Here is a 22,527-nt window from a genome sequence, read left to right as displayed (position 1 = left end):
CATGTTCCCGAGCCGCGCACGAGGATTGTTGGACTTCTGCATGGCCGTCCTGTGCCTGTGGGCGGCGTATCACCACACGCCCGCGGGGGCGCTGGTGCGCAGGGGCGTGGCGTGGGCCACCGGGACGCGGAGCACCGCGCGCCCGGTGCTCGCGTACTACGACGGCATGAGTGGCACGTCGCTGTCCGAGCCGCTGCGGGCCCCCGAGGCTCCGCTGGCGCGCCCGCTCACGGACGCGGAGGCGCTGGCCTGGGGCACGCACCTGGCGCTGAAGGGCCTGGACGTCTCCGCACGCGGCCCGGTGCTGGCGCTGGCGGCGGAGGTGGGCGTGTCCTCCACGGCCCTGCTGGACTCGGCGGAGGGCCCCGTCGTCGCGCGGAGGCTGCACACGGCGCTGGCGGCGGACTTCCCTGGGGAAGAGGCGCGGCTGACGGCGCTGTTCGTCGGCCGGGTGCCCGCGCGCTACGCGCTGGAGCGGGTGACCGCGGAGGGTGGCGCGCCCACGCTGGAGCGACTGGCGGGGCAGCTGCCCCCGGGCTTCGAGGGCGCGTCCGTGGGCGCTGCACAGGCGCTGGCGCTGGCCACCGCGTTCGGCCTCGCCTGGCCCGTCCATGAGGGCGCGCGCGTGACGAGCCCCTTCGGTGAGCGCATCCACCCGGTGTTGGGCACGCGGAAGATGCACACGGGCGTCGACTTGGGCGTGCCCACCGGCACGGCGGTGGTGGCGGTGGATGAGGGCGTGGTGCGGCGCGCGAGCGAGGACGCCGTGAATGGCCGCGTCCTCGTGCTGGACCACGGCCGAGGAGTGACGACGGCGTACTGCCACAACTCGGAGCTGGTGGTGACGGTGGGACAGCGGGTGACGCGGGGGCAGCTTGTCGCGCGCTCGGGCAACACGGGCCGCTCCACCGGGCCGCACCTGCACTACCAGCTGGAGCTCGCCTCGCGGCCCATGGACCCGCTGAAGTTCCGCACCGCCCTCCGGACTGTCGCGAGGGACGTCAGTCCCTGAGCCGCGGGCGGTCCTCGCGCCGCTTAGCTCCAGAATCACGACCGGAACTGGAACCGGAACCGGAGCCGTGGCCCCCCGGCCGGAAAACTGGCGTCAGTGGGGCGGTGTGGCATGAAGGGCTACATGGCCTCTCCGCTGATTGTGAGGGTGCGTCGCGTGCGCGCCCATCCGGACCCGCTGCCGCTGCCCCGCTATGAGACGGAGCTGGCCGCCGGCCTGGACCTGCGCGCGGACATCGACGGTGAGCGCGTGCTGGGGCCGCTGGAACGGATGGCGGTGCCCACGGGCCTCGCGCTCACCCTACCGCCCGGGTACGAAGGCCAGGTGCGTCCCCGCTCGGGGCTCGCGCTCCGGCACGGCGTCACGCTGCTCAACGCACCCGGTACGGTGGACGCGGACTACCGGGGCGAGGTGCAGGTCCTCCTCGTCAACTTCTCGCGGGAACCCTTCACGCTGCGTCGCGGCGACCGCGTGGCGCAGCTGGTCGTAGCGCCCGTTACCGCAGTGGAATTGCAAGAGGTGGAGGTGCTCGATTCCACGTCGCGGGGGTCGAACGGGTTCGGTTCTACCGGCCGCTAGCCCGGGGACCCTGCTCGTCGTTCCTTGCTGTCAGGGGAACGGGCAGAATATGAGGTTAGCCGCCCCCCGTGGTGGCCACCCCCGACTGGCCCCTGGAGTTTGACTGCTTTGCTTTGCCACCGCTGCGGCAGCCACGTCCCACCGACGACAGACACCTGTCCCACCTGCGGGCTGAAGTACGACGCGGCGTCGCGCCAGGCGGCGGGTGCCGCGCGCAGACGGGGACTGGAGGGCGCTCCCTACAAGCCGGGGGACGTCGTCGCCGGCCGCTACGCCATCCAGGAAGTGGTGGGCTCCGGGCCCATGGGCTTCGTCTTCCGTGCCCAGGACCAGGAGATTGACGTCGAGCTGGCCCTCAAGGTCGTGCACCAGCGCCTGGTGCAGCAGCCGGAGGAGCGCACCCAGTTCTCGTTGTCCCTTCGGGTGGGCAAGAAGCTCAACCACCCCAACCTGCTCCGCGTGTACGAAGAGGGCCAGGACGGGGACCGGCCCTTCTTCACCATGCAGCTGCTGGAGGGGATGACGCTGCGGCGGATGCTGGAGCAGCGCGTCTCTCGCGGGCAGCTCTTCTCGCTGAAGGACGTGGAGCCGCTGCTGGCGCAGATGGCCGCCGCGCTGGACGCCGCGCACCGCTTCGGGCCGCACTCCGACCTCAAGCCGGAGAACGTCATCGTCCTGCCGGACCTGCTGAAGGTGACGGACTACGGGCTGGGGCTCGCCGTGCCGCACCTGCCCTTCACCCAGGCCCAGAAGGGCCACCGCGCGGACGTCTACATCGCCCCGGAGTATGTCGCTGGCGGCGAACTGGACACGCGCATGGACGTGTACTCGCTCGGCGTCATCATGGGCGAGCTCGTCACCGGACTGCTCCCGGAAGAGGGCGTCATCCCCGGGCTGACGATGCACCACCCGGACCTGCCCACCTCCTTCGAGGCGCTCTACCGGCGCGCGCTCAACCCCAATCCGCTGGCCCGGCCCAAGACGGCGGGGGAGCTGCACGCGGAGTTCGCCGGCGTCCTCTCACGCTCTCCGGCGGCCGTCGTCACGCGCCAGCGGGCACCGCTCTCCGCCGCGGGCGCGTCGCAGGCCGGTGGGGCGAAGGTCCCGCCCAGGCCCCCGCCGCCGCCGCCCGTGCCCACCGGCATGCTCCCGGCAGTGAATAACGAGCCGCCTCCGCCGGGAGTGGCCTCGCCCGGAGTCGCCGCGCCCAGGCCCTACACGTCCCACGAGGAGGAGCCGCCCCCGCCGGACGCCACGCAGCCGCTCGACGCGGCGACGCTGGCCGCCATCATGGGCGGTGCCCATCCGTCGATTGCGGCGGGCCATCCCTCGCAGCGCCTGACGGAGCAGGCCCTGCCGTTCATCGCGCCGCCCGCGGCGAAGGCGCCCGCCGCTGCCGCCCCGGCGCCCCGTCCGTCGGGGCCCGTGCCCTCCCTGGGCTCGCCGCCGCGTCCGTCAGGCCCGGTGCCTTCGCTGGGGGGGCCGCCGCGTCCCTCGGCGCCCGCGGTCGCCGCCCAGCCTCGTGCCGCCTCGGCGCGCATGGAGGATGCCCGCTCCAATGCCCAGACGCTGGAGGGCGCGCCGAGCGTCTCGGGCGCACGCTCCAGCATGCCGACGCTGGAGTCCTCCCCGGCCGTCTCTGGCGCCCGCACCGCTCCACGCACGCTGGACTCCGCCCCGGCGGTCTCCGGTGCCCGCACCGCTCCCCGCACGCTGGACTCGTCTCCCGCGATGTCAGGGGCCCGCTCGGGGGCGCGCCGGCTGGACTCGCCGACGACCTCCGCGGCCCGCTCGGCCCCGCGCATCGCCGCCCTGCCCACGCAGCAGGCCGTCCGCGCCGCGAAGGCGAAGCCGCGCTCGATGCTGTGGCTGGTGTTCCTCATCATCGGAGGGCTGGCCCTGGGCCTGGGCGGGGGCTACGTGCTGATGCGCCTGCGCCACCCTCAGGCGAAGGTGTCGCCCCTGGTCCCCGGGACTGCTCCGTCCAATGACGGAGCGCCCGCGGTGGCCGCCTCCGGGGGCGGCTGCCCCGTGGGGATGCGGCTGGTGAGCGGCGGCGCCTTCAAGATGGGGACGGGACCGGACGACGACATGACCCTGGTCGATGAGCGTCCGCTCACCAGCGTCCAGGTGCCCTCGTTCTGCGTGGATGAGCACGAGTACCCCAACCAGGCTGACGCGCCGCCGAAGGTGGAGGTGACCTGGGAGGAGGCGCTCGCGCTGTGCAAGGACGCCGGGAAGCGGCTGTGCTCGGAGCCAGAGTGGGAGAAGGCCTGCAAGGGCCCGGGCAACGCGCGCTTCCCCTACGGCAACCCGTACGACGCCGACGCCTGCAACACCGAGACGGCGGCGGGAGACGACCGGACGCTGGCGGCCTCCGGGCAGTTCACCCGCTGCCGGTCCGGCTACGGTGTGGTGGACCTCTCCGGCAACGTGGCGGAGTGGACGTCCACGCGCTTCGACGCGGCGGACTTCACGCAGAAGGGCGGCGCGTTCAACCGGCCGGACTACGCGTCGCGCTGCTCGGCCCGGAAGAATGGGAACCCCTCGGACCGCCTGCCGGCGGTGGGCTTCCGCTGCTGCGCGGACGTCCGGCAGTGAGCCGGCGGGCGCTCGCGCTCCCGCCTGCGGCGGTCGGAGCCCGAGGCCCCATCCGTTCACCAGCGCTCGCTTCGAGCCCGACGGCCCGCGTTTCGTGGGCCGCGCGGCGCGCCAGCGGCATCATCATTGATTGACAAGAAGGGTGGGCCGGGAGCACTGGCGGTGGTGCACCCGGAAGGGCGGGCGGTGACCCTGGGCGTCACCGCCGCCAGGAAGTCAGGTCCGTCCACCGACGCCGTGCCGGAGTGGCTCCGGTTCGCGGCGCGGCGGACTTTGCCGTGAAGGTCTACCCGTGATTCCGCGATACAGCCGACAGGAGATGTCCTCCCTCTGGTCCGACGAGGCCCGCTACCGCCGCTGGCGCGACGTGGAGCTCGCCGCGCTGGAGGGAATGGTGGAAGCAGGGCTCGCCCCCCGCGAGGCGCTGGCCGACTGCCTCCAGCGCGCCGGTGACTTCACCGCGGCCGATGCCGCGAAGATTGAGGAAATCGAGCGGACCACCAAGCATGACGTCATCGCCTTCCTCACCTTCATGGAGGAGCGGATAGGGCCCAGCGCGCGCTGGCTGCACCTGGGCATGACGTCCTCGGACGTGCTCGACACGTCCCTGGCGCTCACGCTGCGCGACGCGTTGGACCTCATCCTGAAGGACATGGAGCGGGTGACGGCCGCGGTGGAGAAGCGCGCCTTCGAGCACAAGCACACGCTCCAGATGGGCCGCAGCCACGGCATCCACGCCGAGCCGATTACCTTCGGCCACAAGCTGGCCATCTGGTTCGACGAGCTGCGCCGGGGCCGCACGCGCCTGGAGCACGCGCGCGACACCATCGCCGTGGGCAAGATTTCCGGCGCGGTGGGCACCTTCGCGCACCTGCCTCCGGCGGTGGAGGAGCACGTGTGCCGCAAGCTGGGCCTGAAGCCCGCGCCGGCCTCCAGCCAGGTGGTGCAGCGCGACCGGCACGCGGAGTTCTTCACCGCGCTGGCGCTGCTGGGCTCGAGCATCGAGAAGTTCGCCGTGGAGATTCGCCACCTCCAGCGCACGGAGGTGCGCGAGGCGGAGGAGCCCTTCACCGCGGGGCAGAAGGGCTCCAGCGCGATGCCGCACAAGCGCAACCCGATTCTGTCCGAGAACCTCACCGGCCTGGCGCGCCTGCTGCGTGGCTACGCGGTGAGCGCGATGGAGGACGTGGCGCTGTGGCACGAGCGGGACATCTCCCACTCCTCCGTGGAGCGCGTCATCGGCCCGGACGCCACCATCCTCATGGACTTCATGCTCGTCCGCTTCGCGCGGCTGATGGAGGACCTGCGCGTCTACCCGGAGCAGATGAAGAAGAACCTGGACCTGCTCGGCGGCGTGGTGAACTCGCAGCGGCTGCTGCTGGAGCTGGCGCGCAAGGGCATGGACCGGCAGGCCGCGTACGTCATCGTCCAGCGCAACGCGATGAAGCTGTACGAGGAGGGGCTCGACTTCCGCAAGGCCCTGCTCGCGGACGCGGACCTGGCGAAGATGATGACGCCCGAGGAGATTTCCGACTGCTTCTCCCCGGGCTACCACACGCGGCACATGGACGACGTGTTCCGCCGCGTGTTCGGCCGGAGCGAGTAGGCCCGGACGGCAGGGCTCGGCCGCGCGGAGGGTTACTTCAGGTAGCCCTTCGCGCGCAGGTTGCGCTCGATGCGCGCGTGCACGTCACCGGGCTCCAGCGCCAGCGGCGCGCCGGTAATCCGCTCGTAGGCGGCCAGGTACTTGGTGGCCAGGTCCTCGCGGATGCTGTCGGGGATGACGGGTGGGGTGCCCTGGCCGGAGAAGTTCCGCTCGCGGATGAGCCACTGGCGGATGTTCTCCTTGTCCAGCATGCGCTGGTCCTCGCCCTTGGCGAAGCGCGCCTCGTACTCGTCCGCCACCCAGTAGCGGCTGGAGTCCGGGGTGTGCATCTCGTCGATGACGTACAGCGTGTCGCCCACCTTGCCGAACTCGTACTTGGTATCGACGAGGATGAGGCCGCGCGTGCGTGCCCACTTCTGGCCCTCCAGGAAGAGCCCCTTCGCGGCCTCGGTGACGCGCGCCCAGTCCTTCGGCGTGGCGAGCCCGCGCGCGAGCAACTCCTTCTCGGAGATGGGCTCGTCGTGCTGGCCGTACTCCGCCTTGGTGGACGGGGTGATGATGGGCTCGGGGAAGGCCTCGTCCTTGCGCAGGCCTTCGGGGAAGGGCAGGCCGTAGGCCGTGTGCGTGCCCTTCTGGTAGTCGCGCCACAGGCTGCCGGTGAGGTAGCCGCGGACCACCACCTCAATCGCGAAGGGCTGACAGGCGCGGGCCACGGTGACGTTCGCGTCCGGCACGTCCAGCACGTGGTTGGGGCAGATGTGCTTCGTGCGCTCGAACCAGAAGGCGGACAGCCGGTTGAGCACCTCGCCCTTGAAGGGAATGGTGGTGAGGATGTGGTCGAACGCGGAGAGCCGGTCCGTCGTCACCAGGATGAGCTTGTCACCCTGCCGGTACGTCTCGCGGACCTTGCCGCGGTAGTGCTGGCCGAGCGACGGCAGGTCCGTCTGCTTGAGCGTGAGGGGAAGCTGAGCGTGAAGTGCGGAGGTATCCACAAGCGCCTCGCGGTCCACCTCCTCGCTGGAAGTGGCGAGGGAAAGGTGGGCCTTCCGTGGGAGGCGCGCGACTCTACTGGAGCGTGGCCGGCAGGGAAGCGGGACCGTAGGCCGCCGCCAGATACAAGAAAGCCGGATTGATGCGCAGGATTCCGTCCACGTACGCGACGGCGTAGGGAGCGCCCGAGGCCCGGTCCACCTGCACCGTGCCCTCCGGACGGATGCCCCAGTGGGCAATCAGCGTGCGAGCCACCAGCTCCGCGGCCTCGCGCTCGGACAGGCCCTGCAGGCCCTCGCGACGGTCCTCCGGCCAACGCTCACCGGCGCGCGCATCGAACACCAACTGGATGCCGCCGCCCGCGTCCCACGACTGGAAGAGGTCCATCTTCGCGTCGAAGCCCGGCGCCGCGAGCAGCTCCCCCTGCTGACTCATGGGGAACAGCACCAGCGCCTGCGCGGCCTGGCCGGCCTCGACGACAGATTGCCGGGCCACCTCGCGGAACAGCTCCAGCCGCGTCGCCGGAGACTCGAACTCGAGGAACTCGGGCGGGTTGGTCAGGGCCTGTCGCGCGCTCATCGTGGCAAGCACGGGCTTGCCGGCCTCGCCACAAGCGGTGAGGACGGTGACGAGAGAGAGGAGCAGCCCAGGGAGCCAGCGACGCATACGAGCGGGAATATACCGATCTCCTCCCGGATCAACCAGCTAAACTCGGAGTCATGCGTCCAGGGGAGTATCTCACCGTTGTCCTGCACCAGACGCGCTCACCGGACAACATGGGAGCGGTGGCGCGCGTCATGGCCAACTTCGGGTTTTCACGGCTGATTCTGTCGGACCCGGCCACCTACTCCTTCCGGGGCGCCGAGCGGCTGGCCGTGAAGGGTGACGCCGTGCTGGACCGGATGGCCGTGGCACGCGATCTGCCCGAGGCCCTCAAGGACTGCGTGTACGCGGTTGGCACCACCTCTCGCACCCAGCTCAAGGGCCGGGTGGCGCTGACGCCGGAAGAGGCGGTGCGCAAGCTGGCGGAGGAGAGCGAGCGCGGGCGGGTGGCGCTCGTCTTCGGCGGCGAGCAGCGGGGCATGTCCGACGAGGAGCTGGCGCGCTGCACCGACGTGCTCGTGATTCCCACGTCCGACGTGCAGCCCTCCATGAACCTGGCGCAGTCGGCGGCGGTGCTGCTCTACCTCTGCCACCGGCAGGGAATGGAGACGTCGGCCGCGGCCCCGGTGCCTGAGGCCCTCCAGGAAGGCGCGCGCCTGGGCACGCTCAACGCGCTCTCGACGCGGATGCGCGAGGTGATGCTCAAGGCGGAGTTCCTCAACCCGCAGGCGCCAGAGCACGTGCTGAACGAGCTGGAGTTGACGTTGATGCGTGCGCGGCTCACCCAGCGCGAGGCGGAGCTATGGCTCACGGCCTTCAAGCACCTGGGACGCGCGGTGGCGCGGGGCACCTCCACCTGAAGAAGAGGGGGATGCCCCGGCGCCGCGAGGGACGACGGCCTTAGGCCGCCGCCTCCTTCTTGTACGTCTCACCGTAGTGCTTCTCGCACAGGCCCGCCTTCATCGTCTTCACGCGGCAGTCGGCCTTGGAGCAGGTGCGGTAACGGGAGTGGGGCAGGTCGCCCTGCCGCCACTTCTTGAAGTGGAAGAAGCAAAAGCTCTTGGCGCGGTAGGGGCGCTTGCAGCCCTCCACGGTGCACGCCTTCTTGCCATTGCCCTTGGCGGTACGCGGCCAATGGGTGAGCTTCGTCGTCTGGGCCTCGGCCATCTGGAACTCTCCTGCAACGATGCGGAATCGCGGCGCCACACCGAGGTGGACCCGCCGCCGGGTACGAAAAAGGCGCACTGTCTAGCGCCCATATCACCCGAACGCAAGGAGGCCGGAGAATGCCGGGAGCCCAAGGGGCCCCTTCCCGCCGTCAATGCCCGGGTGCGCCTTCCTCTGAACCCGGGTCCAGGTCGTCCGCTTCCTGGGAGGGAGGGGGCGCCAGGTAGCTCTTGGAGCGGGGGACTGGCGACAGCAGGTCCTCCAACACCGACTGCCCCCGGGTGGGCTGGCGGCTCGGGCTGCTGGCGGCCAGGGTAGGGGCCGGAGCCTCCTCGGCCGGCATCTCCTCCAGCCGCACCGTCACCTTCATCGGCCGGCCGATGCGGTGCACCTTGAGGCGCACGTTCCGCCCCACGCCCCGGGCGGCCACCTGCCAGCGCAGGGTGTGGGCGCGCTGCACGCGCCGCGTGTCCAGGCCGACGATGACGTCCCCGGCCTGCAGGCCCGCACGCTCGCCCGGCCCGCCCGCCGCCACGTCCGTCACCACCACGCCCCGGCCTCGCGGCAGGTTGTAGGCGTCCGCCACCTCGGGCGAGAAGTCCTGCACGCTGATGCCCATCCACCCGCGGCGCACGCGGCCGTGGGCCTTGAGGTGCGGAATCACCGTCTTGGCGATGTCGATGGGGATGGCGAAGCCGATGCCCTGGCCCGCCACGTTGACGGCGTTGGCCACCGCCACCACGTCGCCGTGCAAATCGAGCACGGGCCCACCCGAGTTGCCCGGGTTGATGGACGCATCCATCTGGATGTAGTCGAAGTCGCCATCGCGCCCGTTGGGCGTCACGTCCGTGCGGCCCATGTAGCTGACCACACCCACCGTCACCGAGTGGGCCAGGCCGAACGGATTGCCGATGACGACAATCCAGTCCGCCGAGCGCACATGCGACGCGGAGGCCAGCTTCAGCACCGGCAGTCGGCGTGGGACATCAATCTTCAGCAGGGCGCAGTCGGTGCGGTCGTCCTCGCCCACCACGCGCGCCACGTACTCCTCCACGCCGCCGCGCGGGTGCAGCACGGAGATGGTGACTTCGGACGCGCCCTCCACCACGTGCGCGCTGGTGAGGATGTAGCCGTCCGGGTGGATGATGAAGCCGGAGCCGATGCCCTTCTGCGGCTCCTCGCCGGAGACGGCCGTCTCCGCGGTGAGCTGCTTCGTGGTGATGGACACCACGGCCGGCATCGCCCTCCGCGCCACGTCACTCAGCGTGGCGCGCTGCTGGTTCAGCGTGCGGTTCCTGGCTTCGAGCCACAGCCGCTCACGTCCGCGCCCGGTGGCCTGCGCTGGCAGCACCAGCGCGCACACCAGCGCGGCAAAGAATACGACGCCCCTGACACCGGCCCTGCCCATGGCCCCGCCTCCGCCCCAACACCGCCTTGGCGCAAGCTAAGGAGTGGGGATTTCCAGCGGAAGCGGGCCTGTCGTACGGGTTACTTCTTCTGAGCGATGATGCGGTTCACCGCTGCACGGTCCTCGGCGCTGATGCGCTCGCGGGGCGGTGCATCCGTCGTCCGGGAGACAGCGTCCTTCGCATCCTCGTAGGCGTCCTCCAGCCCGTCCTTCACGCGATCGACAGCGGACGGCTTCACGGTGCGCTTCCAGGCCCGCTCCATGTGCTCCATCGGCGTACGCCCGTCCACCTCTCCCGTGGCCAGGAAGATGCCGAGTCCCACCGCGCAGGCCGTCCAGACGATGAACTTCAGAGCTCCCATTTCTCACAGCCTCCTACCTCTTCATACACTGGCGCCGGGCGGGTGGCCAGTTTCCGACCGCGGGTGGGTGCAAGTCGCTGACAGGGCGGGGTGGGGCCTTTAATGTCCGCGGGCTTGCAACCCGAAGAGCTCTTCCAATCAGCCCGTGAGCGGGCGGCGCAGCTGGATGTGGGACGTGGAGACGCGGCGGTGGAGCGCGTCCGGGCGGCGGCGTCCGCGTTGTTCGCGCGCCTGCCCGAGCCGCCCGTGTACCGCCGCGCCGAGGACCCCTCGCGCAAGGCGGCGCAGGCGCTGCTGCCAGAGCTGGAGAAGGTGCTGGCGGAGGCCCTGGCCGCCGGACGGAATCCCGCCTCGGCGCCAGCGCTGGAGAAGCTGGTGGCGGCGCTGCTGGCCCATGGCGAGGCGCTGTGCCACACGGCGGACGGCCGGCTGGAGGCGGCCGAGACGGCCTGGCGGCGCGCGCAGGAACTGGAGCGGGCGGCGCACCCCACGCGGCACCTGGTGACGGCGCCCTCGCGTCCGCCGCCGGTGTTCGACAAGCAGACGCGGGGCTCGCGCTATGACCCGCGGCCCGCGCCCAACGCGACGGTGAAGCTGGTGTGCCCCAACACCGGCTGCAAGCGGGTGAACGACTTCACCTTCCTCACGAGCCACCCCTACAACCGCTTCGTCTGCCCGGTGTGCCAGACGCCCTTCCTGGGCTACTTCGGCGAGCTGCGCGCGCTGGAGGTGGAGGTCCGCCGCAGCTCCAAGCGCTACTTCTTCACGGTGGACGAGGTGGGCCCCGCGGGCACCACGCGCATCGAGTTCGAGGAGGCGAGCGGCCAGGAGTTCCCCGCCGCCCGGCGTGACTTGCTGGCCTTCCTCTACACGGAGGCGCGAGAGCTGAAGGCGGTGGTGAACCTCACCAACCAGCGGCTCATGTGGGTGAGCCCGGCGTCCTCGTGCTTCGTGGCGACGGTGGCCTTTGGCGAGGGCGCGCCGGAGCTGGTCGCCTTCCGTGCGTACCGTGACGACGTGCTGCGGAAGAGCGCGCTCGGCCGGGGATTCATCCGGGGCTACTACCGCTGGGGCCCCGGAGTGGCGGGCTGGGTGTCTCGGCGCCCGGTGGCCCGGAGCGGGGTGCGGTGGGTGCTGCGGCGGGTGCATGGCCGCCTGACGAGGAGTGGACTCGAGTGACGCAGGAACCGATTGGCGCGCCCCCTCCGCCCCCGAAGGCCCGGACGATGAAGGTCCTGCTGGGGCTGCTGGCGGCCCTGGGGCTGGCGGGCGTGGTGTACCTCGGGGTGATGGAGGCGCAGCGCGCGCGGCTGGTGCCGGACGGGACGACCGCGCCGTCCATGGAGCTGCAGCGCCACGGGGGCGGGACGCTCAAGCTGGAGGAGCTCAAGGGCCAGGTGGTGATGCTGGACTTCTGGGCCACGTGGTGCCCGCCGTGCCGCGAGGAGATGCCGGCGCTGGTGAAGCTGGCCAAGGAGTACGAGCCCCAGGGGCTGGTCTTCGTGGCGGCCAGCCGTGATGACGGCCCCCGCGCGTCCCGACTGGTGGACGCCTTCGTGAAGCGCCACCTGCCGGACCTCCAGCCCTACGTGGTGTACGCGAGCGACGACGTGGCCCGGGCCTTCCAGGTGACGGCGCTGCCCACGCTCTACTTCCTGGACCGCGACGGCAAGGTGATGGACGCGCAGCGCGGCGCCCTGTCCGAGGACGCCCTGCGCCGCCGGATTGAGCGGGCGCTGAAGCAGCAGTAGCCGCGGGGCGCGAGGCCGCCCCGTACCCCATCGCTACGGCTTGTTGCTCTTCTCCGGAGTCGGAGCCGCCCCGGCGGGGGCCTTCCCCGGGGGCGGCTGCTGCCCGGCGGGGACGACGGTCTCCTTCGGCGCGGTCTCCACCTCGGAGCGGATGAGGCGGAAGTCGACGCGGCGGTTCTTCGCGCGTCCCAGCGCGGTGTCATTCGTGGAGATGGGCCGGTCGAAGCCGAAGCCCTCGGAGCTGAGGCGCTTGCGGTCGATGCTCTTGCTCACGAGGTACTCCAGCACGGAGCGAGCGCGCTTGTCGGACAGGCCCATGTTGAGGGCCCGCGAGCCGCGGTTGTCGGTGTGGCCTTCGATGCGCACCGGCCCCAGCGTGGGGTTCTTCCGCAGCACCGTGGCGACCTCGTCCAGCAGCGGATAGGAGCGCTTCTGGATGACGGCGGAGCCCGTCTCGAAGAGCACGTTGCCCTTGATGCGGATGCGGTCCGACTCCACGAAGACGTAGGGCGGCGAGTCGAACGGGCAGCCGTTGTTCTCCGGCGGTCCGAACTGCTCGGGGCAGTCGTCCTCGATGTCGGGGACCTCGTCGCCGTCGGTGTCCGGGCAGCCGTCGTAGTCCTTCGGGCCGGGCTTGTCCGGGCACTTGTCGAACTCGTCCATGATGCCGTCGCCGTCGGTGTCGCGCTCCGGGCAGCCCTTGCGCTCCTTGGTGCCCTTCTCCATGACGCAGCCGTCTTCGCCGTCGACGATGCCGTCCCCGTCGTTGTCCGGGTCCATGCAGCCGTCGTTGTCCTGGAAGCCGTCCTTGTCCTCGGCCTCCGTGGGGCAGCGGTCCCGGATGTCGGGCACGCCGTCGCCGTCCGAGTCGAGGAACGTCTCGTCGTAGCGCAGCGCGAACATCACCCGCAGCGCCTCGCGCCCGTAGCCGCTGGACAGGTTGATGCCGCGGCCCACGTTCAGCTCCAGGCCCCAGTTGCCCCACACCTTCGCGCGGGCGCCCACCAGCACCTCCCACGGCGACTTGAGTGAGTCCGCCTGGTCGAAGTTGAAGGGCCGCACCAGCGGCGTGGCCAGGTGCATCTCCGCCAGGCCCTCCACGTCCGTGAAGCGGCCCAGGTTGGGCAGCTCCGCGATAGCGCCGGCGCCCAGCGTCAGCTCGTCGTCCACGAGCAGGTTGAGGTACTGCGCATGCGGCCGCAGGCGGACGCCCACGTTGCCCAGCACGCGCAATGGAATGGGCAGGAAGGTGAAGCGCTGCTCCACCGCCACGCGCGGGGCCCAGAGCACGCCGCGCTCGCCTGTGAAGCTGGACGCGCTGCCAGTGGGCAGCCGCACCTCGGCGACGAGGGACACGCCCACGGGGAACTTCTCGCGGTCCAGCAGGTGGACGCGCGGCAGCAGGCGGATGTCACCCAGCGTGGTGCTGCTGACGCCCGCCGCGCCGGGGAAGTCCGGGGCGTCCAGCGCGTCGCTCAGCAGGTTGAAGTTGTCGCCCTGCAGCAGCGTGACGGGCAGGTCCACCGCCAGCTCCAGCCGCTCGTGCACCTGGTACGCGAAGAGCAGGTGCGCGTCGAGCCGGTAGGGCAGCAGGTCCCCCACCTTCTCGTCGCCCAGCTTCAGCGAGAGGATGCGCCAGTTGAAGTCGAAGAGGAGCGCGCCCCGGAAGCTGCCGACGGGCTCTCCAGAGGCTGCGCCTTCCAGCGCGATGCCGCTGTGCTGCGCCGCGGTGGGCTTCAACGGGACGGCGTCGAAGCCACGGGAGAATGGGTCGTGTTCCGCGCGGGCCGCTACCGTTGCCAGCAACAAACCCAGGGCCGCGAGTCGGGGGGCTGAACCGCGCATGATGCCTCGCATGGCTCTGGCTCTTAGCACCCGATACCGGAGGGTGAAAGGAAATGACCCACCCTCCGGTATTGATACAGTCTGGTGTTATTTCTCCATCACCGTCTGCACGGGGACGACCTGGATGGCGTCGGGGCGCACGGGGAGCTTGAAGGTGGAGATGCTCTCATCCTGCTTCAGCAGCGCGTCCTCCTTGGGTGAGGCGTAGGTGATGGGCGAGGGCTGGCCGGAGCGCAGCGCCTGGGCGAGCCCTTCCGCGTCCTGGGTGACGAAGGCGAAGTTGAGGGCCTCCGGGTGGACGTGGCGGCGCAGCGCCTCGTGGACGGACTGGGGCGTCATCGTCTTGAGCGCCTCGCGGTACTGCTCCAGGAAGTTCGGCGTCCCGTAGAAGAGCGAGTCGATGGCGTAGCCCAGGCGCCGCTGGTCCGTCTGCTCCCACAGGCGCGAGTATCCCTGGAGGTAGCCGCGCATCAGCTCGAAGCGTTCCTGGGGGATGCCCTCCTTCACCAGCTGGTCCAGGAAGTAGACCGCGCCGCGCGTGGCGAACACACCGTTGGCCGGCACCACGGGGCGGATCCACACGGTGTGGAGCTGCTGGGTGCGGGCGATGTTGGTGCGGTTGTACGTGGAGCCCGGGTCCTCGATGAAGTTCTCGGCGTAGGCGTAGTTGCCGTAGTTGAGGCCGCGCTTCTCCCGCAGCTCGTTGAAGAGCACGCCCAGGAACTGGCGGTGCTCGCCCAGGTGCGAGAAGGCCAGCGCCAGCGGGAAGAAGTCCGGGTGCCCGCGGCGCACCGGCGTGACGTAGCCCATGCTGACGGCGGTGGAGAGGGTGGACTTCTGGATGATGACGGCGCGGCCGGCGGTGGTGGGCACCGGCGGCAACTCCACGCGAGGGGCGCCCTGGGCAGGCAGCGCGGACAGGCGCGAGGTGAGGGCCTGCTTCAGCGCGTCGTCCACCGGGCCGGCCAGGCCGATGACGAGCCGGTCCTGCGTGAAGACTCGGCGGGCATGGGCCTTCACGTCGTCCAGGGTAATGGCCTTCAGCCCCTGCACGGTGCCGCCGACGTAGTGCGCGTAGGGGTGGCCCTGGTAGAGTAGCGCGTCCAGCGCCACCTTGCCCAGCGCCTCGTCGTTGGCGCTGCGCAGGCCGTTCTCCACGTCGCTGATGGCGTTGGCGCGCAGGCGCTCCAGCTCGGCGGCGTCCAGGCGCGGGTTGAGGACGACGTCGGTGAGGAGCTCCAGGAAGCGCGGGAGGAAGTCCTTGTGGACGCGGCCGGAGAAGGTCGTGAACTCCTTGTCCGTGTACGCCCCCAGCTGCGCGGCCATGGGGTAGAGGGCTTCCAGCAGCTGGGCGGAGGTGAGCTTCTGCGTGCCGCCCTGGGACATCAGCGTGGCGGTGAGGTCGGTGAGGCCCTCCTTGCCCTTCGGGTCATCCACCGAGCCGGCGTGGAAGACGAGCCGGAAGGCGACGATGGGTGTGTCCGGGCGGGCCTGGACGACCAGCTCCATGGGCTTGGGCTGGCGCAGGGGCGTGGCGGGCACGGCCTCCGGGCGCGCGGGTGGCTGCGGCGGTGCGGGCGGCTGCTGCTCCAGCGCGGCGGAGGACGGCACGGCCGGGGGCGGCGCGTCGGAGTCCACGGGCGGCGTCTGGGTGGTGGCGCAGCCGGCGAGTCCCAGCAGGGCGGCGAGCGAAACGAGAGCACGGGTCTTCATCACTTCGTCCCTCCGGCGCCGGCCGTCTTGGGGGTGAGGCTGAGCATGATGAGGCTGTTGGCGGTGAGGTACTTCTTGGTGAAGGTCTGGAGCTGCGCGGGCGTCACCTTCGCCAGGTTCTGCAGGTGGCGCTGGAGCCCATCAGGAGTGCCGAGGACGCCGGCGTACCAGGCGAGGCGGATGCCCACGTCTCGCGGCGTCTGCAGCGACATCAGCATGCCGTAGCGCTCGTTGTCCTGGATGGCCTTCACCCGCGCGGCGTCCACGCGGCCGGCGGCGAGGTTGCTCACCTCCTTGAGGAGGGCCAGCCGCACCTGCTCGCGCTGGCGCTCGTCCTTGAGGGTGGCGGTGAGGCTGAAGAGGTGCGGGTCCCTGTGCTCGCTGTAGTCGCTGCCGATGGACTCCACGAGCTGCTTCTCCAGCACCAGCGTCTTGTAGGCCGGGCTGGTGGGGCCGGTGAGGTAGTCCACCAGGATGCTCTGCAGCGCGGCGTCGGCCGTGTTGGCGGACGCGGCCGGGGTGCGCCAGGCGAGCACCTGCCGGGGCTGGGTGGGCTGGGGCCAGTCGATGTGGGCGGTGCGCGCGCCGCGCTGGGGCGGCTCGGCGGGGACGGTGACGGCGGTGGCCTTGCGGTCCCACGGGCCGTAGTGCTGACGCACCTGCTCCATCACCTTCGCATCGTCGAAGTCGCCGACGATGAAGAGCATGGTGTTGTCGGGCGTGTACCAGCGCTCGAAGAAGGTGCGGCTGTACTCATAGGCCTGGGGCATCGCCTTGATGTCCTCGTAGAAGCCCATGGTGGTGTGGCGGTAGGTGTGGCGCGTGAAGGCGGCGGCGTTCAGCTCCTCCTCCATCTTGAGGTACGGCGCGGCGGCGTTCTTGTGGTACTCGCCCAGCACGGCGAGCGCCTCCGTCTGGAAGGCGGGCTCGGCGTACTCGAGGTTCCGGAAGCGGTCCGCCTCGATTTCGATGAGCTGGGGCAGGCCGGCCGCGGGGCCGTAGGAGTAGTAGACGGTGACGTCGTCGGTGGTGAAGGCGTTGTCGTCGTAGCCGAAGGTCCCCATGATTTTCTCACGGTCCCCCTCGGGGTGGGTCTTCGTGCCCTTGAACATCATGTGCTCGAAGAAGTGGGCGAAGCCCGTCTTGCCGGGCTCCACCTCGTTGCGCGAGCCCACGCGCACCACGGTGACGTAGGCGATGATGCCCTGGGACGGGTAGGGCACCCGCACCACCGTGAGGCCGTTGGGCAGCTTCTCGGTGTTGAGCGTGTAGGGGAAGGAGGCGGAAGGCCCGGACTGGGCTTCGGCCGCCAGGGCCGGGGCCAGCAGGAGCAGTAGGAGGGGGAGCAGTCGTCTCATTCGGCGTCCTCATGGCCGGGCACGGTTGAGGGCGGCCCGGCGGGGAGGCGACCCTACGACGGCCCGGTCGTTGGGGGTGCAGGTTGTGACGGGAGTGTCCGGCGGCGTGCGAGAACCTGCGTCCCGGGACGGTCAGGAGGATTGACGGACCCCCGTCAGCGGTTAATGTGAGGAGGCGCGGTTGAAGCCGACCGCGCGGCAGTCGCAGTGGCAGTGAACCTCCGGGGGCGACCCGGTTTCGACGGGGGCATTGAAGTTCGAGACGCGTGCCGAGCTTGTCTGGTAGCTCGTAAATCCAACCCGGCAAGAACACAAAAGCCAACGACAACGTTGAGCTCGCGCTGGCTGCCTAAAAACAGCTTCTAGTGCGCGGTCCCCCCGCCCTCGGCCTGTGGGGTTGGGTCAGACCGTCATAATGCAGGCTGGCTGCCAAGGGTGCCTGGGCCCGAGGTGGCGAGATCTTTCCAGGACCGGCTCGGAGAATCCTGTCCGTGGGAGTCTCCGGGACGTAGCAAATCGCGGACTACGCACGTAGGGTCGAAGAACAGAAGGCTTTCGGACGCGGGTTCGATTCCCGCCGCCTCCAAGCAGCAAAGAGCCCCGTGGCGCCGCAAGGTGCCACGGGGTTTTCTTTCGGGCGCGCGTTGATGGCATGGTGATGGCGGCGTGAGCCAACCGGGTGCCCTGCACCCATGGCCGGGGGCTCCGCCAACTCCGGATAACGAAGCAGATGAACTCTCTCGAAGTGACGAAGCGCGGGTGCCGCTGGGGGCGGCTCCTGCTGGCGGCCACATGGGTGCTGGCGTGCGGCGCCGCAACTGAAGCCTCCACTCCTCTTCCCGAGCAGGAGACCTCCGCGCTGGTGGCGCGGGACGTGGCCTTCCGCCTCGTGGATGCCAACCCCTCGGTGAGCGCGGGGCTCGGCGTGAAGTCGCTCACCCGCCTGGGCGACAAGGTGTTCTTCCGGGGCACGGCCCACGACGGCTCGGGGACGGAGCTGTGGGTCACCGACGGCACCGCCGAGGGCACGCACCCGTTGATGGACCTGCACCCCGGGCTGCCCTCCGCCGACCCGAGGAACCTGAAGGTGGAGGGAGACCGGCTCACCTTCACCGCGTGGGCCGAGGACACCTCCTGGCTCTGGGAGACGGACGGGACGCCCGCGGGCACGCACCGGGTCCGCAAGGCGTTCAGCGAGGCCGAGCCCAACCCCACGTCCGCGGAGGTTCCGTTCGTGGGCGGGCTCCTCCAGCTCAAGCCGGTCCGGGAGGGCGCGTGGCTGTGGCGCACGGACGGCACGTCGGCCGGGACGGTGGCTCTGGGTGAAGTGTGGGACGAGGAGCGCGCCCCGTTCCTGGGGGATTGGCTGAGCTTCGAGCTGGTGCCGCTCGGCGACCAAATCCTGCTGCCCGGCTATCAGCCCGACACGGGACATCAGCTCTGGCGGACGGACGGCACCCCCGAGGGGACGCGGCCTCTCACCCGGGTCCAGGGTCCCCTCGGCTCCTGGCCCAACGGTGTGGGCTCTTTCAACGGCGGAGTGCTCTTCACCGCCAGGACTCCGACGTCGGCATGCGCGCTGTGGCGGACGGAGGGCACTGTCGAGAGCACGCGCGTGGTGCGGGAGGACGTTTGCCCGGCCCCGGTGGACTCATGGCCTCCCCAGGGGGCGGGGCTCGGCACGCGCTTCGTCTTCTACAACAATGACTCGGAGCACGGACAGGAGCCCTGGGTGACGGACGGGACACCCGAGGGGACCCACCTGCTGCTGGACAGCGCCCCCGGCAACATCAGCGGCGGAAGCCATGGCGTGGTCCTGAGGTTGGGGCAGGCCCTCCTGTTCCAGGCCCATAGCGCGCTATGGCGCACCGATGGAACCCCGGCGGGAACCGTGAGGCTGGCCTCGTTCGCGACGGAGCACGAGAACATGATGCCGCTGCCCGTCCAGTTCGCGGTGCTCGGGGACCGGCTGTTGTTCCCGGGCTCCGCGCTGGGGACGGGCGTGGAGCTCTGGGCCTCCGATGGCACGCCCGGGGGCACCGGGATGATTGCCGACGTGGTGCCCGGGCAGGATGCGCTCTTCCCCCGAGGGCTCACGGTCGCCGGAGGCCGGGCGTACTACCTCAAGGGGCGGGAGCTCTGGAGCACCGACGGCACACCGGCGGGCACCGTGCGCATCGAACTGGAGGCGGACCCGACGGGCGCGAACTCCTCGCTCACGCCGATGGCCCGGCCGGTCATCGCGATTGGCGAGGCGGCGTACTTCCTGGTGGAAGGCAACAAGACCCAGGCCATGCTGTTCAAGGCCCTTCCGGGCGCGAAGGCTCGCCGCATGGGGAGCGTCGAGCAGGTCGACAGCCTCGTCGCCGTCAACGGCAGCCTGCTCTTCTCGGTCCTGGAGGGCGACCACTGGGCGCTGTGGCGCACCCGGGGCACCAGCGCGAGCACGACGCGGCTCGGGGAGAGCCAGCCGGAGGCCTGGTTCGCGCCGCAGGTCACTCGGTCCTCCTTCTCGAACACGGGGTTCTTCCAGACAGGCGGGCTGGCCTTCTTCCCCGCGTCGGCCGGGACGGAGGGCGCCCGGCTGTGGCGCACGGATGGCACCCCCGAGGGGACCGTTCCCCTCGGGAGCGTGGCGCCGCACCTCTTCTTCGGAGGCGAGCCTCCCGGGTACCAGCGCTATCCCCGGCCCGCCGTGCTCGATGCGCATGGCCAGTACCTGTTCGCCGGCGCGGACGCGGCGGGAGGGCTGGAGCTGTGGGCGACGAATGGGAATCCCGGAGCAGGGACGTACCGCGTGCAGGACTTCCATCCCGGGCCGCGTGGCAGCACCCCGGAAGTGCTCCTGACCACTCCGACGGGCGTGCTGCTGGCGGCCCATGACGCCGAGGCCGGAACGGAGCCCTGGTGGATGCCGCTGCCGCCGCCTCCCGAGGACGTCACCCCGCCCGTGGTGGGGTGCCCGGCGGACTTCCGGGTCGAGTCACCCGACGGCAATCCCGTGGAGGTGGCGTTCCCGGATGTCCACGCCTCGGATGACCTGATGCCCGGACCGAGGGTGACCTACAGCCTCTGGCCGGGCGCGGCGCTGGCTGTCGGCACCCATCGGGTCGACGTCCAGGCCACGGATGTCGCGGGCAACACGGCGTCGTGCTCCTTCCAGGTCACCATCGAGGCCGTGGAGGGCGAGTTGCCTTCGGTGGAGGTGCCGAACCCCGAGGACAAGAAGTCGGGGTGCGCCGCGGGCCCTGGAGGTGTGAGCGCGGTGCTGATGCTGGCGTGGCTCGGCCTCGCGAGGCGCCGGAGCCGGAGCCGGAGCGGCGACACCGCGCAAGACGCCTGAGCCCGGGGTGCTCCTGGCGCCACGAGCGGCTCGGGCTCGTGGCGCCATCTGCAGGCAGGCTACGTCATCCCGCCTTCCTGCAACCTCCTGGCGCGGGCGCGCGGGCGCCGGTGCTCTGGCGCGACCTCAGAACCGGATGAGGAAGGCGTCGTAGCTGCCCGCGCTGGTGTTGCCGCCGAGGCCGCCGTACGTGAAGCCCGTCAAGTACGTGTTGCCGCTGGCGTCCACGGCCACGCCGCGGCCCTGGTCGGGGAGGGAGGTGCCCATCACGCGCGTGCCGAGCTTCGTGCCCAGCGCGTCGTAGCGCGCGAGGAACGCATCGCTCATCCCGGTGGAGGGGTTTCCGTCGAACACGCCGCTGGTGTAGCCCGTCACCTGCACGGTGCCATCCGCGGCCACGGCCACGCCCTGGGCGTAGTCCGGCTGGGTGCCGCCCAGCAGGCGGCTCCACTGGCGGTTGCCCTGGTCGTCATAGCGCGCAAGCAGCGCGTCGTAGGTGCCGGCCTGGGGATTCCCGTCCAGCGTGCCGAAGGTGTAGCCCGCCAGGTACACGCCGCCGTCCGGGCTCACCGCCACGCTGGTGGCGTAGTCGAGGTCGGACGCGCCCACCTGCCGCACCCACTGCTGGGTGCCGAGGATGTCCAGCCGCATCAGGAAGATGTCGGTGCCCACCGGGGTGGTGGTGCCGTCGAGGCTGCCGAAGGTGTGGCCCGTCACGTAGACCTCGTGGGTGGGCGTCACCGCGATTGCCTGCGCCACGTCGCTCTGGCTGGAGCCGAGCTGCTGCAGCCAGTAGGGGTTGCCAGCCGTGTCGTACAGGGCCACCACCACGTCGTAGTTGTTGGGGTTGCCGCCGTTCGCGTAGCTGCCCCCGGTGTAGCCAGCGATGTACAGCGTGTCGTCCGCGCCCACGGCCACGCCCGTGGCGAAGTCATCCATGACGGTGCCGCGCTGGCGCAGCCACAGGCGGTTGCCCTGCGCGTCGTACTTCGTGACGAAGAAGTCGAGGCCGCCCGCATTCACGTAGTAGTCGAAGCCGCCGAAGGTGTGGCCGACCACGTACACGTTGCCGTCCGCGTCGGTGGCCACCGCCGTGGCGCGGTCGCTTTCGCTGGTGCCGAGCTGATGCACCCACTGCAGCACGCCGGCGGTGTCGTACTTCGAGATGAAGACGTCCGGGCCGCCCGCTCGCGGCTCCGGCCCGAGCTGGCCCGTGGTGTGGCCCACCACGTACACGCTGCTGCCCGAGACGGCCACCGCCTGGGCCAGCTCGTCCAGGTTCGACCCGAGCTGCCGCACCCAGGCGGGGGTGGGGACCTGCGCCGAGGCGGGAAGCGGTGCGCCCAGGGCCGCCACGATGCCCGCCAGACCGAACATGCTCCACAGGGACTTCTTCATCACGCAACTCCATTCACGGAAGAGGAAGAGCAGCACCGTGGATGTCGCGCGCGCGACGCACAACGGCCCACGCGGGGACGGCGTGTCCCACGGCAGCTGTTGCAAAAGCATGCCGGTGGCGCGGGAGGAAGTGGGTAAAACGAGACCTATCTGGATAACGCTGCTGCGTCAGGGGGCAGCGAAGGGGCGCGAGCAGTTGAGGGCTGTGCGCTCGGGCCGCCATTGCGTTGTCGGCGCGGCGCCCTATTCGCTCCTCCGAACGCGCGAAGGGCCGCACGAAGTGCGACCCGTATGTTCGAGGGGTGAGCGCGGACGGCGTGCGTCAGGCTCTTCGGACCGTGGAGGAGCGGATGAGTCTGAGGAGCAGCAGCAACACCACGGCTCCGATGAAGGCCACGAAGATGGTTCCGGCGAGCCCTCCAAATGGAGCCCCCGCGCCGAGCGCCCGGAAGATGAAGCCTCCGATGAAGGCCCCCACCACGCCCACCACGATGTCACCGATGACGCCGTAGCCCCCGCCCACCACGGCCGAGGCGAGCCAGCCGGCGATGAGGCCAATGACCGCCCACACCAGAATCGTCTCCAAAGACATGTCATCCCTCCAGGAGGTTCATTGAAGGGAACATGGGCACGGCGCGCTGCCTGCGCATGTCTTCTCTCTTGATTCGTCGGCGAGGGGGCCAGGGGTCGGGCCGCTGCCCGACCGGCCCGAGGACATCGAGAAGCGCGGCAGTCCAGCACGCACCGTCGATTCATGTGGCCGCACTATGCGTATTTTGCATGTGATTTCG

At 70.6% G+C, this 22,527-nt stretch carries 18 protein-coding genes and 1 other RNA gene; 9 read left to right on the top strand and 10 right to left on the bottom strand.

From position 1 onward, the window contains the following. Position 1: 1 nt before the first annotated feature. From G4D85_RS36075 to purB, 4 genes are all read left to right on the top strand, one after another. The gene (locus G4D85_RS36075; RefSeq protein ID WP_164018628.1) at positions 2 to 1,012 is read left to right on the top strand and encodes a M23 family metallopeptidase; all 1,011 of its coding nucleotides are present in this window, start codon (positions 2 to 4) and stop codon (positions 1,010 to 1,012) included. 123 nt (positions 1,013 to 1,135) lie between these two features. Beyond that, positions 1,136 to 1,591 (top strand): dUTP diphosphatase, encoded by a 456-nt coding sequence (dut, locus tag G4D85_RS36070; RefSeq protein ID WP_164018674.1) that lies wholly within the window; start codon positions 1,136 to 1,138, stop codon positions 1,589 to 1,591. 108 nt (positions 1,592 to 1,699) lie between these two features. After that, entirely contained in the window at positions 1,700 to 4,192 is a 2,493-nt protein-coding gene (locus G4D85_RS36065; protein ID WP_164018673.1) for a bifunctional serine/threonine-protein kinase/formylglycine-generating enzyme family protein, read from the top strand. 292 nt (positions 4,193 to 4,484) lie between these two features. Further along, complete coding sequence (purB, locus tag G4D85_RS36060) at positions 4,485 to 5,798, top strand: adenylosuccinate lyase (RefSeq protein ID WP_164018627.1); 1,314 nt, start codon at positions 4,485 to 4,487, stop codon at positions 5,796 to 5,798. A 32-nt stretch (positions 5,799 to 5,830) separates the two neighbouring features. Here the strand turns inward: purB and G4D85_RS36055 are convergent, their stop codons facing one another. Together G4D85_RS36055 and G4D85_RS36050 are read right to left on the bottom strand one after the other, a co-directional pair. Continuing rightward, complete coding sequence (locus tag G4D85_RS36055) at positions 5,831 to 6,790, bottom strand: phosphoribosylaminoimidazolesuccinocarboxamide synthase (protein WP_164018626.1); 960 nt, start codon at positions 6,788 to 6,790, stop codon at positions 5,831 to 5,833. Positions 6,791 to 6,863: 73 nt separating this feature from the next. Further along, positions 6,864 to 7,454: a hypothetical protein gene (locus tag G4D85_RS36050; RefSeq protein ID WP_164018625.1), complete on the bottom strand. Its 591-nt coding sequence runs from the start codon at positions 7,452 to 7,454 to the stop codon at positions 6,864 to 6,866. Between the two features lie 53 nt (positions 7,455 to 7,507). Between G4D85_RS36050 and G4D85_RS36045 the strand changes: the two genes are divergently transcribed. Next, positions 7,508 to 8,251 (top strand): RNA methyltransferase, encoded by a 744-nt coding sequence (locus G4D85_RS36045; RefSeq protein WP_164018624.1) that lies wholly within the window; start codon positions 7,508 to 7,510, stop codon positions 8,249 to 8,251. A gap of 40 nt (positions 8,252 to 8,291) precedes the next feature. Here G4D85_RS36045 and G4D85_RS36040 read toward each other — a convergent pair whose 3' ends face one another. The 3 genes from G4D85_RS36040 to G4D85_RS36030 all read right to left on the bottom strand — a co-directional run bounded on the left by G4D85_RS36040 (position 8,292) and on the right by G4D85_RS36030 (position 10,328). After that, entirely contained in the window at positions 8,292 to 8,558 is a 267-nt protein-coding gene (locus tag G4D85_RS36040) for a vegetative protein (protein WP_164018623.1), read from the bottom strand. Between the two features lie 151 nt (positions 8,559 to 8,709). Continuing rightward, positions 8,710 to 9,966, bottom strand: a complete 1,257-nt coding sequence (locus G4D85_RS36035) for a S1C family serine protease (RefSeq protein WP_164018622.1) — start codon at positions 9,964 to 9,966, stop codon at positions 8,710 to 8,712. Between the two features lie 80 nt (positions 9,967 to 10,046). Further along, positions 10,047 to 10,328: a hypothetical protein gene (locus G4D85_RS36030; RefSeq protein ID WP_164018621.1), complete on the bottom strand. Its 282-nt coding sequence runs from the start codon at positions 10,326 to 10,328 to the stop codon at positions 10,047 to 10,049. A 102-nt stretch (positions 10,329 to 10,430) separates the two neighbouring features. Here G4D85_RS36030 and G4D85_RS36025 point away from each other — a divergent pair, with 102 nt between their 5' ends. Beyond that, a complete protein-coding gene (locus G4D85_RS36025; RefSeq protein WP_164018620.1) occupies positions 10,431 to 11,507 on the top strand; it encodes a CFI-box-CTERM domain-containing protein in 1,077 nt (358 codons plus the stop codon). A 47-nt stretch (positions 11,508 to 11,554) separates the two neighbouring features. After that, positions 11,555 to 12,079 carry a TlpA family protein disulfide reductase gene (locus G4D85_RS36020; protein WP_164018672.1) on the top strand — a complete coding sequence of 175 codons (525 nt, stop codon included), beginning with the start codon at positions 11,555 to 11,557 and terminating at the stop codon, positions 12,077 to 12,079. 33 nt (positions 12,080 to 12,112) lie between these two features. Here G4D85_RS36020 and G4D85_RS36015 read toward each other — a convergent pair whose 3' ends face one another. The 3 genes from G4D85_RS36015 to G4D85_RS36005 all read right to left on the bottom strand — a co-directional run bounded on the left by G4D85_RS36015 (position 12,113) and on the right by G4D85_RS36005 (position 16,995). Continuing rightward, on the bottom strand, positions 12,113 to 13,924 hold the full coding sequence (locus tag G4D85_RS36015) for an OmpA family protein (protein ID WP_240359701.1): 1,812 nt from the start codon (positions 13,922 to 13,924) through the stop codon (positions 12,113 to 12,115). Positions 13,925 to 14,011: 87 nt separating this feature from the next. Further along, complete coding sequence (locus G4D85_RS36010) at positions 14,012 to 15,637, bottom strand: insulinase family protein (RefSeq protein ID WP_164018618.1); 1,626 nt, start codon at positions 15,635 to 15,637, stop codon at positions 14,012 to 14,014. Next, positions 15,637 to 16,995, bottom strand: a complete 1,359-nt coding sequence (locus G4D85_RS36005) for a M16 family metallopeptidase (RefSeq protein WP_164018617.1) — start codon at positions 16,993 to 16,995, stop codon at positions 15,637 to 15,639. Before G4D85_RS36005 ends, G4D85_RS36010 begins: the two co-directional genes overlap by 1 nt. A gap of 223 nt (positions 16,996 to 17,218) precedes the next feature. Between G4D85_RS36005 and ssrA the strand changes: the two genes are divergently transcribed. Further along, positions 17,219 to 17,582, top strand: a transfer-messenger RNA (tmRNA) gene (ssrA, locus tag G4D85_RS36000). Between the two features lie 143 nt (positions 17,583 to 17,725). Continuing rightward, positions 17,726 to 20,338 carry an HYR domain-containing protein gene (locus G4D85_RS35995; protein ID WP_164018616.1) on the top strand — a complete coding sequence of 871 codons (2,613 nt, stop codon included), beginning with the start codon at positions 17,726 to 17,728 and terminating at the stop codon, positions 20,336 to 20,338. A 126-nt stretch (positions 20,339 to 20,464) separates the two neighbouring features. Here G4D85_RS35995 and G4D85_RS35990 read toward each other — a convergent pair whose 3' ends face one another. After that, positions 20,465 to 21,736: an SBBP repeat-containing protein gene (locus tag G4D85_RS35990; protein ID WP_240359700.1), complete on the bottom strand. Its 1,272-nt coding sequence runs from the start codon at positions 21,734 to 21,736 to the stop codon at positions 20,465 to 20,467. A 322-nt stretch (positions 21,737 to 22,058) separates the two neighbouring features. Continuing rightward, positions 22,059 to 22,328: a GlsB/YeaQ/YmgE family stress response membrane protein gene (locus G4D85_RS35985; protein ID WP_164018615.1), complete on the bottom strand. Its 270-nt coding sequence runs from the start codon at positions 22,326 to 22,328 to the stop codon at positions 22,059 to 22,061. Positions 22,329 to 22,527 lie beyond the last annotated feature (199 nt).

This window comes from Pyxidicoccus trucidator (assembly GCF_010894435.1).
GTDB lineage: Bacteria > Myxococcota > Myxococcia > Myxococcales > Myxococcaceae > Myxococcus > Myxococcus trucidator.
This window is presented reverse-complemented; position numbering and strand designations above follow the sequence as displayed.

Excerpts from the sequence above, each read along its gene's own strand:
- G4D85_RS36020 (WP_164018672.1), top strand. The coding sequence starts at position 11,555 with ATGAAGGTCCTGCTGGGGCTGCTGGCGGCCCTGGGGCTGGCGGGCGTG.
- G4D85_RS35990 (WP_240359700.1), bottom strand. The coding sequence starts at position 21,736 with ATGAAGAAGTCCCTGTGGAGCATGTTCGGTCTGGCGGGCATCGTGGCG.
- G4D85_RS36045 (WP_164018624.1), top strand. The coding sequence starts at position 7,508 with ATGCGTCCAGGGGAGTATCTCACCGTTGTCCTGCACCAGACGCGCTCA.
- G4D85_RS35995 (WP_164018616.1), top strand. The coding sequence starts at position 17,726 with ATGAACTCTCTCGAAGTGACGAAGCGCGGGTGCCGCTGGGGGCGGCTC.
- G4D85_RS36025 (WP_164018620.1), top strand. The coding sequence starts at position 10,431 with ATGTCCGCGGGCTTGCAACCCGAAGAGCTCTTCCAATCAGCCCGTGAG.
- G4D85_RS35985 (WP_164018615.1), bottom strand. The coding sequence starts at position 22,328 with ATGTCTTTGGAGACGATTCTGGTGTGGGCGGTCATTGGCCTCATCGCC.
- G4D85_RS36040 (WP_164018623.1), bottom strand. The coding sequence starts at position 8,558 with ATGGCCGAGGCCCAGACGACGAAGCTCACCCATTGGCCGCGTACCGCC.
- dut (WP_164018674.1), top strand. The coding sequence starts at position 1,136 with ATGGCCTCTCCGCTGATTGTGAGGGTGCGTCGCGTGCGCGCCCATCCG.
- G4D85_RS36030 (WP_164018621.1), bottom strand. The coding sequence starts at position 10,328 with ATGGGAGCTCTGAAGTTCATCGTCTGGACGGCCTGCGCGGTGGGACTC.
- G4D85_RS36035 (WP_164018622.1), bottom strand. The coding sequence starts at position 9,966 with ATGGGCAGGGCCGGTGTCAGGGGCGTCGTATTCTTTGCCGCGCTGGTG.
- G4D85_RS36050 (WP_164018625.1), bottom strand. The coding sequence starts at position 7,454 with ATGCGTCGCTGGCTCCCTGGGCTGCTCCTCTCTCTCGTCACCGTCCTC.
- G4D85_RS36075 (WP_164018628.1), top strand. The coding sequence starts at position 2 with ATGTTCCCGAGCCGCGCACGAGGATTGTTGGACTTCTGCATGGCCGTC.
- G4D85_RS36010 (WP_164018618.1), bottom strand. The coding sequence starts at position 15,637 with ATGAAGACCCGTGCTCTCGTTTCGCTCGCCGCCCTGCTGGGACTCGCC.
- G4D85_RS36015 (WP_240359701.1), bottom strand. The coding sequence starts at position 13,924 with ATGCGCGGTTCAGCCCCCCGACTCGCGGCCCTGGGTTTGTTGCTGGCA.
- G4D85_RS36005 (WP_164018617.1), bottom strand. The coding sequence starts at position 16,995 with ATGAGACGACTGCTCCCCCTCCTACTGCTCCTGCTGGCCCCGGCCCTG.